Source organism: Bradyrhizobium sp. 930_D9_N1_4 (assembly GCF_052076015.1).
Classification (GTDB): domain Bacteria; phylum Pseudomonadota; class Alphaproteobacteria; order Rhizobiales; family Xanthobacteraceae; genus Bradyrhizobium.
This window is the reverse complement of sequence record NZ_CP197236.1, coordinates 6,857,702-6,870,629: the sequence shown is the minus strand read 5'-3', so window position 1 is coordinate 6,870,629 and position 12,928 is coordinate 6,857,702. Positions and strand designations below refer to the sequence as shown.

Below are 12,928 nucleotides of genomic sequence, written 5' to 3'. Positions count from 1 at the left end.
GTGGGTCTGCTCGGCATTCTCGTCGGACTCGGCCTGCTCGTCCTGTTCGCCTTCCGCGGCTGGAGCGTTCTGCTGCTTGCACCGTTCGCCGCACTTGTTGCCGCACTGTTCGGCGGCGAGCCGTTGCTGGCCAATCTGACGCAGGTGTTCATGGCGAATGCGGCCGGTTTCCTGGCGCAGTTCTTCCCGATCTTCCTGCTCGGCGCCGTCTTCGGCAAACTGATGGACGACAGCGGCGCGGTCACCTCGGTGGCTGCCTTCATGGCGGAGCGCCTTGGCGAGCGACGTGTGATCCTGGCGGTGGTGCTCGCCGGTGCGCTGGTGACCTATGGCGGCGTCAGCCTGTTCGTTGCGTTCTTCGTCATCGTTCCGATGGCCCGCTCGCTGTTTCGCGCGGCCTCAATCCCGCGCCGGCTGATTCCGGCTACGATCGTGCTCGGCACGTCCACCTTCACCATGTCGGCACTGCCGGGGACGCCATCGATCCAGAATGCGATCCCGATGCCGTTCTTCGGCACGACGCCGTTTGCCGCGCCGGGGCTCGGCATCATCGCCTCCCTCATCATGCTCGTGACAGGGGTGTGGTGGCTGCACCGTGCTGAAGCGGCAGCTCGCCGCGCAGGCGAAGGCTATGGTGACGACCATGCAGAGGATGCGACGGAGCGTGCCGCCGCTGACGAACTGGTGCGCGAGCGCGCGACGACGGCGCGGGAATTCGACCCGGCCGAGCTGCAGCACGGACATCGCAGTCAGGCGCCGGCACCCATCGTGAATGCGCTCGCGCCGCTGATCGTCGTCGTGGCCGTCAATCTCGCGATGTCGCTCGTGGTTCTGCCGCGGCTCGACGTTGGCTATCTCGAGGAGCCACGCTTCGGCAACACGTCGCTGGCGGCGGTCGCGGGGGTCTGGTCGGTCGCGGTCGCATTGGCTGCCGCGATCCTTACGACCATCGTGCTGAACTGGTCCCGGCTGTCGGCGCTACGGCAGACCATGGATGCCGGCGCCAATGCCGCGGTGCTGCCGGCGTTGAGTGTCGCCAGTCTCGTCGGCTTCGGTGCGGTCGTCGCCGCGCTGCCGGCGTTCGCGGTGGTGCGCGACTGGGTGCTCGGGATCGAAGGCGGCCCGCTGGTCTCTCTCGCGGTCGCGACCAATATCCTGGCCGCTCTGACCGGGTCTGCGTCAGGCGGCCTGACCATCGCGCTCGACGCCCTCGGCCCGACCTATGTCGAGCTCGCCGCGCGCACCGGCATCGACCTTGCGCTGATGCATCGCGTCGCGGTGATCGGCTCGGGGACGCTGGACATCCTGCCGCATAATGGCGCGGTGGTCAGCCTGCTCGCGATCTGCGGCCTGACCCATCGCGACAGCTATTTGGACATCGTCATGGTCGGCATCGCGTCGTCGTTGCTGGCGCTGGTTGCCGTGATCGCTCTGGGCGAGGTGCTGGGATCGTTCTGAGCCGAATTGTCTACGCCGCCAACCGGTCCAGCAAGGCCAGCATGACCGGCGCGTCGGGCATCGGCAGCACCGCGTCGATGCGTTCGAGCAGGCGCGATTGCAGCAGCGCGTTGCGCGCCTTGCCGATGGTGCCGAGCGGTCCGCGGAAACCGTGATCTTCCCAGGCCATTTCGAGCAGGCTCTCGCTCATCAGCGCTTCGATCAGATCGTCGGCCTGGCGCTCGACGCTGATGAGTGGATGGCCCGAAAACACGGTAGGCTGCGGATAAAGGATCACCGGCTTGGCCGGCGCATTGGCTTCCAGCCGCTTCCAGCGTTCGGCGTCCTGAAGCACCCACTCGACAAGCTGGTTCTCGTAGCCGACGATCAGGGGCTGTGCGCCCGCGCCGCCGGCGACATAATCGTCGAACAGTTTCCCTGATGACGGCGGCTTGAAACCCATGCGGCGAAAGACGGTTGCGACATCGCCATCGATCTTGCTCAGCGTCTCCGGCATCACCACGTCGCCCGACAACAGGCTCGCGGCGAGCCCTGCGAACATGAAGCCGGAATTGGACTTGTTCGGATCGGTCGATACCACGCGGGCGCGGCCGAACAGGTCGGAGACGCCCATCGACGACCATGTCTCGCCGGCAATGATCGCCTTGAGCAGTTTTGACAGATCGACCGTGTAGCGCGGTCCGCCGGCCGATTGGGCGATGCCGCCCTTCACCAGACCGTCCGCGATGCGATCCCAGGAATAGAGCACGATCGGCGAGTTGAAGATCACCTGGTCGCGCGAGATCTTGATCCCCGACGAGCGCGCGACCTCGACCAGCACGGAGGACGACGGCCACAGGAACTGCGGCTTCTGGTCGAGCAGCGCGCGCTCGCGCACCATTTCGACCGAGCCAGCGCGGCGGCCGTCGAGGATCAGTCCGAAGCGGCGCTCCAGCACATTCTTCACGCGGGCGTTGGCCAGAAAACCTTCCTTCTCGCCGCCGGCGAAGCCGAACAGGCGCTTGGCCTCGCCGAAGCGGCCCGCGATTTCAGGGTGCTCGCGCAGGTATACGTAGCCGCCGGTCGCCGCCGCGCTTGCGGCGACAAGACCGACGCCGAAGGCGCGGCGCGAGATGGCCATCAGGACATTCATCTCTTGGTCTCGACCGGAGCAGCCGGTTGCGCCGGCCCGAGATCCTCGTCGAGCGAGCTTTTGAGCAGTTTCAGTTCGATGTCCAGTTTGTCGAGATCGGCGTCCTGGAGATTGGCGGCATAGCGTGTGAAAGCCATGTCGAGCCGGTTGATCATGTCGCCGGTAGCGGCGAGTCGCGCGGTGTCGGGCACGCTGCTCCTCTCCAGCGCGCGATAGGCCTCGGCGATCTCGGCTGCGCGCGGCAGGTAATAGGTCAGGAATCGCCGCACCCGGTCGAGCCGCAGCGGATCGCGCTCGATGGCGGCGAAAATATCACGCGCGATCTGCACCAGATGACGGATGCGGTCGCCGACCGCGCGGGTCCGGATCGCCGATGCCGCATCTTCCATCCGCTCGGCCAGCGGTTCGGCTTCGGTCAAAAGCTCATTGGCGAATTCGATCTGGCCGCGCGCCATACCGCTGGCCTCCAGCGCGGCGAAACGGCTCCTCGGCGCCAGGGCCACCACGATGCCGCCGCCGGCCGCCGCGCTGATCGCAAGCGCGATCCAGAACGGCATGCCAAGCCCGATCGCGAGCGACGGCAGCAGCACTGCCGCTGCCGCTCCACCCGCGATCCAGCCAAGCCCGGACGGCATTGCGGCCATTCAGTTGTACCCTCGTACGGCGCGGAATGCGTCGGTGAGACTCTTGCTGCCGTCGAAAACGCGGCCTCCGGTCAATTTTGCCAGATTGTCGAGCTGGGCGCGATCGACCTCGGAGCCGAATGTCACGCCGAACACGGGCACGCGGTGTCCGTCCGCCCGCCATGCGCTTTCGAATGTGGACATCGCCCCCTGGCTCTTGCCGTCCGTCATGATGACGATGGCCGGCAGATGCTGGCCGTCCTGGAGCAGCGGCTTCATCAGGGCGAGCGCCAGCGCCCCGCAGGTGTAGAAGTCTGTGCCGCCGTTGGCGCGCAATTCGAGCGCGCGTGCCAGCAGTCCGGCCTGCTCGTTGTCTTCACCGTTGGCGAGCGCCGTCCACAGGACGTGATCGCTGAAGGGCAGGACCAGAATCTGGTCCGATCTGGTCCATTGCACCAGCACCTCGCGCGTGCGCGCCGGTGTGAGCAGGAAACGCATGGCGTCGAGCAACTGGGCCTCGCCGGGGCCCTGCATGCTTCCGGAGACGTCGAGGCAGAGCGCGGTCAGTGATGGTCGTCGCAGCGCTTCCTGATAGATCAGCAGCGCCTTCTGGATCACCGCGGGCTCGGGTGGACGGATCACGGTCACCGGCCGCGAAGGATCGATGTTCGTTTTCGGGTCGGCCGCGAGCGGCGTGGCGCGGCCGATCTCGACGCGCCGGCCGGTCTTCGCGATCCTGGCTTGCGCATCGCCGTTGAGCAGGAAGGCCTGCAGATCGGTGAAGAAGCCTTCGACCTCCTTGCCGCGGCTGCGATCGACGAAACCGAGCGGGGAATCCGCGATTGCCACGCCGTCAGCCGGATAGATCGCGTAAAGCGGCTCGTGGTTGTCGGCGATCAGCTTGTCGTTGGTTTCCTTGATGACCGCCTCGTAATTCCAGATCGCCTGATAATGCGCGCCGCTGCGCTCGCCGTCGCGATAGAGGTCGGCGAGCCACCCGCTCGAACCCGCGCTGCGCTCGACCCCCTTCAGCAGGCCGCGCGCCGTCGCCAGCACCTCGGGCTTGTCGAGATCGCCGGCCTCGATCAGGTCCGGCTTGCCGATGCCGGCTGCCAGCATTGCAAGATAGGCGGCTGCTCCCGAGTTCGACTGCGTCGCCGACGTCATCAGGAATTTCAGCTTGCCGCCCTCGACCGCCGCGAGGATGTCCTTGGCCGTCACCTTGGCGCCGATCCAGCCGAGTGCCTCCGCCTTGGAGCGGCGCACGCCGAGGATGACTGGCATCTGCACGATCGACTTCACCATCTTCACGCGCCTGGTGGTGTCGAACATGTCGATCCAGATCGAGGCGGCGGGCCAGACGGCGTCGGCGCCGGGATCGCCGGCCTTCAGTGCGAGCGCGATGTCGAGCGAGCCCTGATAGCGCATGGTGCAGGTCGCATTGCGCGACTTGCAGAACTCCTGCACCAGCGGTTCGAGGATGTCGTTCTCCGAACCCGAGAGGATGGTGAATTGCGGCCCTGGCCCGCCGCAGCCCGACAGCAACGCTGCAATCAACGGTACTGCCGCGAGCAACGCCAGGGGGCGCCGCAGGAAACCGAAAGTTCTCATGCGCGAGCCTTCATGCAGGTCTTATGCAGACGCTTCATCGAGAAACCGTTGCGTGAAGCGCATCAAGGCGCGGCCTTGGAGATCGCGGACTTCAACTCGTCCGTCAGCTCCGCCATCCGATGCTCGATCTCGGTGCGCTTGTTGCGGCCCTCTTCCTGCACCGAGAGGACACCCGCGATGGTGTCGATCAAATCCCGGTTGGTTTTCTCCAGGGTCTGGATGTCGACGATGCCGCGCTGCGACTGCTTCTCGATCTCGATCGCCTGGGTCTTCATCATTTCGGAGGCCTGGCGCATCATCTCGTTGGTCGCATCCGTGATGGTCTTTTGCAGTTCAAGCGCCGACTTCTGCCGGTTCAGGCCGAGCAGCAGGATCATCTTCTGCTTCCACACCGGGATCGTCAGCTCGGTCGTGGCCTGCAGATTCTCGATCAGCGTCTCGTCGCCGGACTGCACGATGCGAATCTGCGGCAGCTGCTGGATGCCGATCTGGCGGGCCTGCTGGAGATAAAAGACGCGCTTCTCGAGCCGGTCGAGCGCCTGCACGGCGTCCTGATAGGTCTGCGCGGCGAGCATAGCGTCGCTGCCGGCGGCCTGCGCCTTCGCGTTCCGCTCCATCTCGACGAGCTTGCCGCCGCGAAATTCCTCGGTGAAGGCCTTGCCGGCGGCGATATGGGTATCGAGCTGGCCGAGCGCGCCGCGCGTCTGTTCATAGAGATCGTCGAGCAGGGCGATGTCGCGGCGCAGCACTTCCTTGTTACGGTCGAGCTCGACGCAGACCCGGTCGATCTGCGAGGCGACGTCGTTGAACTGTTCGGTGAAGCGGCGCAGCCGCGCCTCCGCCGACGAGAACAGTCGCGTCAGAAAGCCCTTGTCCTTGAGATCGGCCGGATCGAGCCCGCGTGCCTTGCCGAGGATATCGGTGAGGAGCTTGCCGGTAGCGCCGAGCTCGCGATTCTGGGTCTGGGCGAGAATGCGATCGGCGAATTCGACCACGGAGCGCTGCGCGCGCTCGCCGAATGTCACAAGGCGCGAGCGATCCGAAATGTCGATCTCGGACTTGATGCGCGCGACCGCGGAGGCATCCGTCGGCAGGGCCGGGAGATTGATCGTTTCGCTCACCAGTCGCTCCTTGTTCTCTGCGGTCATGATAGCATGCCGAGCACGCGGGCAGATAACCCCAGCTCGCATGACAAATTGATGACAACTTGTGGATTTGGTCGCCTGCGAGGTCATCCGAGTTCGCTGGCAGGGGAAAGATTTCGTATAAAATTCAGATATCTACGGGAGCGTCGGGCAACCGGTCCGGCGGGTCGTTCGATGTTTCCGTTGATGACGATCGCGGCGTGTGTCGCGGCGATTGACGGCCGGCCATCCGGCGCATTGAATCGATGTCCCGAACGATTACGAAGCAACAGGGATGGAAACGATGGCGCGCAGGATTGCGAAGCTGTGTGTGTGGCTTGCGGGCGCGGCCGCGGCGCTGGGCGCGAGCGGTGCATCGGCGGTGACGCTGACGGAAGATGCGGACACCGTCTGCAAGGGGCTTGTCGGCGGGGCCGATGCCGTGAAGATCGATTCCGCAACGTTTCTGGCGCGGTCGCTGCTTGCTGTTGCCGAGCGCGGGCCGACGCCGTCGGGGCGCATCACGCCGGCCAATCCCGGCTTCTGCAAGGTGCTTGGCCACATCGACCCGGTCGATCCCAAGGCGCCGCCGATCAAATTCCAGGTCAACCTTCCCGTCGAATGGAACGGACGCTCCGTGCAATATGGCGGCGGCGGCTTCAATGGCGTGCTGATCACGGGACTTGGGCTGCCGCCGGCCTATCCCTTCGACAAGCCGTCGCCGCTCGCACGCGGTTTCGTCACCTACGGCACGGACTCCGGCCATGAATCGAAGCCGGGCGAACCGCCGCAGGTGTTCGCGCTCAATGATGAAGCCTTCGAGAATTTCGCCCATCGCGCCTACAAGAGGGTGCGCGATGTTGCGGTGACGCTGATGGAGCGTGCCTACGGCAAGAAACCCGAGAAGCTGTATTTCATGGGCTCGTCCGAAGGCGGCCGCGAGGGCCTCACCATGGCGCAGCGCTACCCCGACGATTTCGACGGCATCTTCGCGCGTGTGCCCGTGATCAACTGGGTCGGCTTGCAGCATGCCGGCACGCGCTCGGGCCTTGTGACCATGGGCGAGGGCTGGATCAATCCGGCGCAGGTGAAGCTCGTGGGTGAGGCCGTGCGAGCCGCTTGCGACACTGCCGACGGCTCCGACGACGCGCTGGTGCAGGACCCCGTCGCCTGCAAGGCGGCGTTCAAGGTCGAGACGCTGCGTTGCGAGGCCGGCAAGAGCGGCGATCAATGCCTCACCGAGCCGCAGATCAAGGCCGTCAACACCCTGCATGGGACCTACAAATTCCCGTTCGCGCTTGCCAACGGGCTGGATGATTATCCGGGCTGGGGTGTGTCGGGTGAGGACACGCCGGCGATCGGCCCGACCGGTGGCTGGGGCGCGTGGTGGCTCGGCGCCGCGCCGCCGGTGCAGCCGCCTGCGCCCAACAACGGCATCGCCTGGATCTACGGCGCCGGCGGCATCCAGTATGTGTTCGCGCGCGATCCCAAGCTCGACGTTACCACCTACAAGGTCGAGGACCACAAGGCGCGGCTGCTGGAAGTCTCCGGCCTGATGGACTCGACCGATCCCGATCTGAGCCGCTTCCGCGCCCGCGGCGGCCGGCTGATCATGCTCGAGCACATGGCCGATTACGCGCAGAGCCCTTACGCCGGCATCCGCTATTTCGAGAGCGTCGAGCGCAAGATGGGCAAGGCCGAGACGGCGGAATTCGCGCGGCTCTACACCGCGCCCGGCGTCGATCATGTCGGCTCCGGCGCGCCGGCCAATGTCGACATGCTGAGCGCGCTGGTCGACTGGGTCGAGAAGGGCAAGGCGCCCGGCGATCTCGAAGTCAGCGAGCAGAAGGTCGAGGCACCGTCGTTTGCGGTGCTGCGCGCGATGCCGCTGTGTCGCTGGCCGTCCTGGCCGCATTACAAGAGTGGCCCGGTGACGGAGGCCGCGAGCTTCAGCTGCGCGCCGTAGGCTACCAACCGTCTCCACTGCGTCATGGCCGGGCTTGTCCCGGCCCTGACGACCTCTCTAATGCGCCGGTCCGCCCGCCGCCTTCACCCGTCGCGTCAGCAGCACCGCGATCGCGGCGATCACCAGCACCGCGCCGATCACGGCAAACGCGTCGGAATAGCCCATCACCAGCGCCTGGCGCTTCACTGTTTTGCCGAGTGCGATGATGGCCTGCTCGCGCGCGGCGTTGGGGTCGGGCACGCCGTGAGCCATGAAGTAATCGGTCATCTGCGCGATGCGGGTGCGGACTTCCTCGCGTCCGAGGGTGACCGACTGGCCGATGATGTTGGAGTGGAACTGCTCGCGCTTGGTGATGATGGTGGCGAGCGTGGCCGTGCCGATCGCGCCACCGAGATTGCGGAACATGTTGCTGATGCCGGACGCCGCGGCCGCATCCTGCGGCGCGATGCCGCCCGTGAGCACCGAGGTCAGCGGCGTCAGCACCATGGCCTGTCCCACGGCGCGCACGATGTTCGGAATCCAGAGCTGGTCGCCGGCATAGTCGGGTGACATCGCCGTGTTCATGAAGCAGCTATAGGCAAAGATCAGCAGACCAATGATGGCGATGTAGCGCGTGTCGAAGCGCTTCATCAGGACCGGGATCAGCGGGATCAGTACGAGCTGCGGCAGGCCGGTCCAGGCCAGCACGTTGCCGATCTGCTCGGCATTGTAGCCCTGCGCCTGGCCGAGATAGGCCGGCAGGATGTAGACCGAGCCGAACAGCGCGAAGCCGACCATGGTCATCGCGACGGTGCCGAAGCCGAAATTGCGCTGCGTCAGCAGGCGCAGCCGGATCAGCGGCTTCTCGATGCTGAGTTCGATCGTGACGAACAGCGCCAGGCTGACGGCCGCGATGATCGCGAGCTTGACGATGAAGGGCGAGGAGAACCAGTCGTCCTTGTTGCCTTCCTCGAGCACGGCCTGAAGTGCCGACAGCCCGATCGCCATGGTAAAGATGCCGGCCCAGTCACCCTCCCTGAGCAAGCCGAGCTGCATCTTCTGCTTCTCAAGCGTCAGATAGAGTGCGGCCACCATCACCGCGGTCGGGATCACGTTGACAAAGAAGATGGTGCGCCAGCCGTAGTTCTCGGTGAGATAGCCGCCGATGGTCGGACCAATCGCGGGGGCGAAGGTGACGGACAGCGCGAAGATCGCGAGGCCGACCGGCTGCTGCGGCTTCGGCAGCTTGGTCAGCACCAGCGTGAACGCCATCGGGATCAGCACACCGCCGGCAAAGCCCTGCAGGCCGCGCATCGCGATCATCGAGGGCAGATCATGGGTGAAGGCGCAGGCCACCGAGAACGCCGCGAACAGCGCCGCGCTTGCGATCATGTAGCGGCGGAACGAGAATACGCGGCTGAGATAATCGGTCAGCGGGATGACGATGATCTCGCCGATCAGATACGACGTCGAGATCCAGGAGCCGTTGTCGGCGCCGGTGCCGATGCCGCCCTCGATGTTGGCGAGCGAGGCGTTGGTGATCTGGATGTTCAGGATCGCCATGAACGAGCCGATCATGGCGGCGAGCACGGCGACCCAGACCGCGGCACTCGCGCGATTGGGATCGTTGGCGGCGCGATCAGGCGTCGCGGCCGATGTTGCTTGCGTCGAAAGTGAGAGGCTGTTTGACATGGCACGACCCTCCGGAAACGAGCTTTGCTTTGGGCGTCACGGCCGCATTCGCGGCCGGCGTGGCCGAACGTGTTGCAATGGTCGGGATCACCGACATGCCCGGCCGCAGCGCGATCGCGGGACCATGCGCGGTATCGAGCGCGATCCTGACGGGGATGCGCTGCACCACCTTGGTGAAATTGCCGGTGGCGTTATCAGGCGGCAGCAGTGCGAATTCCTGACCGCTGGCCGGCGCGATGGAATCGACGCGGCCGTGCACCACCTGACCCGGGAAGGTGTCGACCTCGATGTCGACGGTCTGGCCCGGCCGGACCTGAGTGAGCTGCGTCTCCTTGAAATTGGCGACGACATAGGCGCCATCGCTCGGCACGATCGCCATCAACTGCGTGCCCGCCTGCACGAACTGGCCGACGCGCAAGGAGCGGTTGCCGACCACGCCGTCGATTGGTGAGACCACGGTCGTGTAGCCGAGATTGAGCTCGGCCTGACGCTGGAGTGCGGCCGCGCGTGCGGCGGCGGCCCTGGCTTGCAGGATCTCCGCCTTCAGGAGATCGATCTGCTTCAAGGCAGAGGTGAGATTGGCGATATCGCGCTGGATCGCCGCGTCGGCGCCTGCGTCGCGCGCCTGGGCCTGCTGCGCGTTCTGCACGCTGCCGAAGCCCGTGGCCGCCAGATCGGTGTAGCGCTTGTTCTCCTGCCTGGCGAAAAGCTTCGCGGCATTGTCGACGTCGATGGTCGCGCGCGCCGCCGCGATCACGGCGTCCTGCACCTCGAGCTGCGCTTCCTTGCTCGTCACCGTCGCGTTCGCGGCGGCAACATCGGCCCTGGCCTGATCGAGCGCGACGCGGAAGTCGCGGTCGTCGATCCTGGCGAGGACCTGGCCGGCTTTCACATGCTCGTTATCGCCGATCAGGACACGGTCGAGATAGCCGCTGACCTTCGGCGCGATGGTGGTGTTGTCCGCCTTCACATAGGCGTCATCGGTGGAGACGAGGTACTGGCCGACGGTCCAGTAATCGTAGCCGTACCAGGTCGCGCCAGCCAGTGCGATTGCTGCGGCTCCCATCAGCAACAGCTTGCGAAGATTGAATTTTTGCCGGACGACGCTGGTCGGCGCGGTTGGCAAAACGCCCTCCAGCGCGGTCGCGGGAATGGCGGTTTGGGCGGCAGCAGCTGGGGTGGTGTGGACGGTCATGGCCGGCTCCCCTGAATTAGGAAACTTGATAATTTCCAAAATGAGACTAGCTTTGGAATTGTCAATGGAATGACAGGCGTCATTTAAAAGCATGGCTCAGATGAAATTGGACGGCGACGTCCGCCGCCGCGGGCGGCCGCCGGTGCGCAGCGACGAGGAGACGACGCGTATCGTCCTCGACGCCGCGCGGCATACGTTCGCGGTCGAAGGCTATGCCGCGACCAGCACCGAGGAGCTCGCGCGCGGCGCCGGTATTTCGACCAAGACCTTGTATCGTTTGTTCCCCGGCAAGGCCGCGCTGTTCGAGGCGATGTGCGCGGACAGGCTGGAGCGCCTGCTCTCGGCCGTCGATCTGCAGGCCAGCGACGAGGTTGATATCGAAACCGGCCTGCGCGCCGCGCTGATCGCCTGCGCCGATCTCGCGCTCGATCCGGAAGTCGTGGCGTTGCAGCGCATGGTGCTCCAGCAATCCGCCACGTTTCCCGAGCTTGCCGCCAATTTCTACAACAACGGCATCGCGCGCACCGCCAAGGCACTTGCCGGCTGGCTGCGCCTTCAGGTCAAGCGCAAGCGCATCGCCATCGACGATGCCGATGAGGTCGCCGGCATGCTGGTCGGCATGGTTGCATCGGCGCCGCAGCGTGCGGCGATCTATGGCGGCAAGCCGCTGCCGTCGCGCAAGCAGATCGAGCGGCGGGTGCAGACCTGCGCCGCGCTGTTCCTCGACGGCTGCCGCGCCAAATCGTCCTAGCGGCCCCGTTTGACAACCTTCCCTGTCTCGACTAAATGCTTCGCATGCGAAATAAAGCCGCCGCAGCGACGCATCATCGGCTCATTTACCTGTTGAGCGTGGCGCAGCGGCGCTTGCAGCGCTGGATGGCCGCGCAGCCCTCGAGCGAAGTGACGCCGGCGCAGGCAGGGCTGTTGTTCATTCTCGGCAAGCAGGACGGCGTCCTGATGGGTGAGGCAGGCGCGGCGCTCGACATGGGGCCGGCCGGCATTTCCGGTCTCGTCGATCGCACGGCGGTTGCAAAGCTGGTCGAGCGGAGGGCCGATCGCGAGGACGGGCGCGCCTGGCGCGTGTGGCTGACATCGAAGGGGCGCACTGCGCTGGCGCAGGCGAAGGCCGATGCGGCCGGGATCAATGCGGCGCTGACGGACGGATTTACCAGTGCGGAGATCGATGTCGTCGCGCGTTGGCTGACGAGCATTCAGAACAAGTTTCCAAGAGACCCAACGAGAGATTCAGAGGACTAAAAGGAGAGACCCATGACCGAGCATGTCCGCATCGAGAACAATAGCGGAATTCTCACGCTGACCCTGGCGCGTCCCGACAAGAAGAACGCGCTGACCGATGCGATGTACGGCAAGCTCGCCGACACCATCGAATCCGCCGAATTCGATCCGTCCGCCCGCGTGATCCTGATCCGCGGCGAAGGCGACATGTTCACCGCCGGCAACGATGTCGGCGAGTTCGCGGCCGTCGCCGCCGGCAAGTCGGAAGGCAGCCGCAACGTCGTGCGCTTCATCCAGTCGCTGGCCCGCTGCACCCGGCCGCTGGTTGCCGCCGTGCAGGGTCGCGCCGTCGGCGTCGGCACCACGATGCTTCTTCACTGCGACCTCGTCGTGCTCGCCGACAATGCGCAATTGTCGACGCCCTTTGTCAGCCTCGCATTGGTGCCGGAAGCCGCCTCCAGCCTTCTGATGCCGGCGCGCATCGGCCATGCCCGGGCCTACGAGATGTTCGCGCTGGGTGAGATCATACCGGCCAGGTCCGCGCTGGACTGGGGCCTCGCCAACCGCGTGGTGGCGCTGGACAAGCTCGATGCCGAGGCGCTCGCCCTGGCGCAACGTCTTGCCCGCCAGCCGGCCGGCGCACTCACTGCCACCAAGAAACTGATGCGCAATGGCGAAGCGCTGGTCGCGCAGATGACTGCGGAAGGCGAGCAGTTCGGACAGCGCCTGCGCACCGCCGAGGCCCGCGAGGCGTTCACGGCGTTCGCCGAGCGCCGCCCGGCGGATTTCACCAAACTTGCCTGATTTCGCTAGCGGAAAGCTTCGTCGGGCCGGGAACTCCCGGCAATTTGACTAAAACCTTAACCGATCCTTGGCATGTCGCGATGCAGGGTAGCCGGCAGTACAATGCAG

General features: G+C 65.5%; 11 protein-coding genes. 5 read left to right on the top strand and 6 right to left on the bottom strand.

The window, feature by feature from the left end; genetic code table 11:
- On the top strand, positions 1–1,458 hold the full coding sequence (locus AB7532_RS32685) for a GntP family permease (protein ID WP_441238771.1): 1,458 nt from the start codon (positions 1–3) through the stop codon (positions 1,456–1,458).
- Positions 1,459–1,468: 10 nt separating this feature from the next.
- Here the strand turns inward: AB7532_RS32685 and AB7532_RS32680 are convergent, their stop codons facing one another.
- The 4 genes from AB7532_RS32680 to AB7532_RS32665 all read right to left on the bottom strand — a co-directional run bounded on the left by AB7532_RS32680 (position 1,469) and on the right by AB7532_RS32665 (position 5,972).
- Positions 1,469–2,578 (bottom strand): hypothetical protein, encoded by a 1,110-nt coding sequence (locus tag AB7532_RS32680; protein WP_441239403.1) that lies wholly within the window; start codon positions 2,576–2,578, stop codon positions 1,469–1,471.
- A gap of 8 nt (positions 2,579–2,586) precedes the next feature.
- Positions 2,587–3,234 carry a 5-bromo-4-chloroindolyl phosphate hydrolysis family protein gene (locus AB7532_RS32675; protein ID WP_441238770.1) on the bottom strand — a complete coding sequence of 216 codons (648 nt, stop codon included), beginning with the start codon at positions 3,232–3,234 and terminating at the stop codon, positions 2,587–2,589.
- Positions 3,235–4,824, bottom strand: a complete 1,590-nt coding sequence (locus tag AB7532_RS32670; RefSeq protein ID WP_441238769.1) for a substrate-binding domain-containing protein — start codon at positions 4,822–4,824, stop codon at positions 3,235–3,237.
- A gap of 62 nt (positions 4,825–4,886) precedes the next feature.
- A complete protein-coding gene (locus tag AB7532_RS32665) occupies positions 4,887–5,972 on the bottom strand; it encodes a toxic anion resistance protein (protein ID WP_441238768.1) in 1,086 nt (361 codons plus the stop codon).
- A gap of 280 nt (positions 5,973–6,252) precedes the next feature.
- On the opposite strand from AB7532_RS32665, the gene AB7532_RS32660 reads away from it, so the two are divergent.
- Positions 6,253–7,914 (top strand): tannase/feruloyl esterase family alpha/beta hydrolase, encoded by a 1,662-nt coding sequence (locus AB7532_RS32660; protein WP_441238767.1) that lies wholly within the window; start codon positions 6,253–6,255, stop codon positions 7,912–7,914.
- Between the two features lie 57 nt (positions 7,915–7,971).
- On the opposite strand, the gene AB7532_RS32655 is transcribed toward AB7532_RS32660, so the two are convergent.
- On the bottom strand, positions 7,972–9,585 hold the full coding sequence (locus tag AB7532_RS32655) for a DHA2 family efflux MFS transporter permease subunit (protein WP_441238766.1): 1,614 nt from the start codon (positions 9,583–9,585) through the stop codon (positions 7,972–7,974).
- On the bottom strand, positions 9,533–10,780 hold the full coding sequence (locus AB7532_RS32650) for an HlyD family secretion protein (protein ID WP_441238765.1): 1,248 nt from the start codon (positions 10,778–10,780) through the stop codon (positions 9,533–9,535). The genes AB7532_RS32655 and AB7532_RS32650 overlap by 53 nt, the downstream gene beginning before the upstream one ends.
- 100 nt (positions 10,781–10,880) lie before the next feature.
- Here AB7532_RS32650 and AB7532_RS32645 point away from each other — a divergent pair, with 100 nt between their 5' ends.
- From AB7532_RS32645 to AB7532_RS32635, 3 genes are read left to right on the top strand one after another with little or no spacing between them, the layout of a single operon-like run.
- On the top strand, positions 10,881–11,531 hold the full coding sequence (locus AB7532_RS32645; RefSeq protein ID WP_441238764.1) for a TetR/AcrR family transcriptional regulator: 651 nt from the start codon (positions 10,881–10,883) through the stop codon (positions 11,529–11,531).
- Positions 11,532–11,575: 44 nt separating this feature from the next.
- Complete coding sequence (locus tag AB7532_RS32640; RefSeq protein ID WP_441238763.1) at positions 11,576–12,037, top strand: MarR family winged helix-turn-helix transcriptional regulator; 462 nt, start codon at positions 11,576–11,578, stop codon at positions 12,035–12,037.
- A gap of 12 nt (positions 12,038–12,049) precedes the next feature.
- Positions 12,050–12,820 (top strand): enoyl-CoA hydratase, encoded by a 771-nt coding sequence (locus tag AB7532_RS32635; protein WP_441238762.1) that lies wholly within the window; start codon positions 12,050–12,052, stop codon positions 12,818–12,820.
- Positions 12,821–12,928: the final 108 nt, after the last annotated feature.

Excerpts from the sequence above, each read along its gene's own strand:
- AB7532_RS32645 (WP_441238764.1), top strand. The coding sequence starts at position 10,881 with ATGAAATTGGACGGCGACGTCCGCCGCCGCGGGCGGCCGCCGGTGCGC.
- AB7532_RS32670 (WP_441238769.1), bottom strand. The coding sequence starts at position 4,824 with ATGAGAACTTTCGGTTTCCTGCGGCGCCCCCTGGCGTTGCTCGCGGCA.
- AB7532_RS32665 (WP_441238768.1), bottom strand. The coding sequence starts at position 5,972 with ATGACCGCAGAGAACAAGGAGCGACTGGTGAGCGAAACGATCAATCTC.
- AB7532_RS32650 (WP_441238765.1), bottom strand. The coding sequence starts at position 10,780 with ATGACCGTCCACACCACCCCAGCTGCTGCCGCCCAAACCGCCATTCCC.
- AB7532_RS32635 (WP_441238762.1), top strand. The coding sequence starts at position 12,050 with ATGACCGAGCATGTCCGCATCGAGAACAATAGCGGAATTCTCACGCTG.
- AB7532_RS32660 (WP_441238767.1), top strand. The coding sequence starts at position 6,253 with ATGGCGCGCAGGATTGCGAAGCTGTGTGTGTGGCTTGCGGGCGCGGCC.
- AB7532_RS32680 (WP_441239403.1), bottom strand. The coding sequence starts at position 2,578 with ATGGCCATCTCGCGCCGCGCCTTCGGCGTCGGTCTTGTCGCCGCAAGC.
- AB7532_RS32675 (WP_441238770.1), bottom strand. The coding sequence starts at position 3,234 with ATGGCCGCAATGCCGTCCGGGCTTGGCTGGATCGCGGGTGGAGCGGCA.
- AB7532_RS32655 (WP_441238766.1), bottom strand. The coding sequence starts at position 9,585 with ATGTCAAACAGCCTCTCACTTTCGACGCAAGCAACATCGGCCGCGACG.
- AB7532_RS32640 (WP_441238763.1), top strand. The coding sequence starts at position 11,576 with ATGCGAAATAAAGCCGCCGCAGCGACGCATCATCGGCTCATTTACCTG.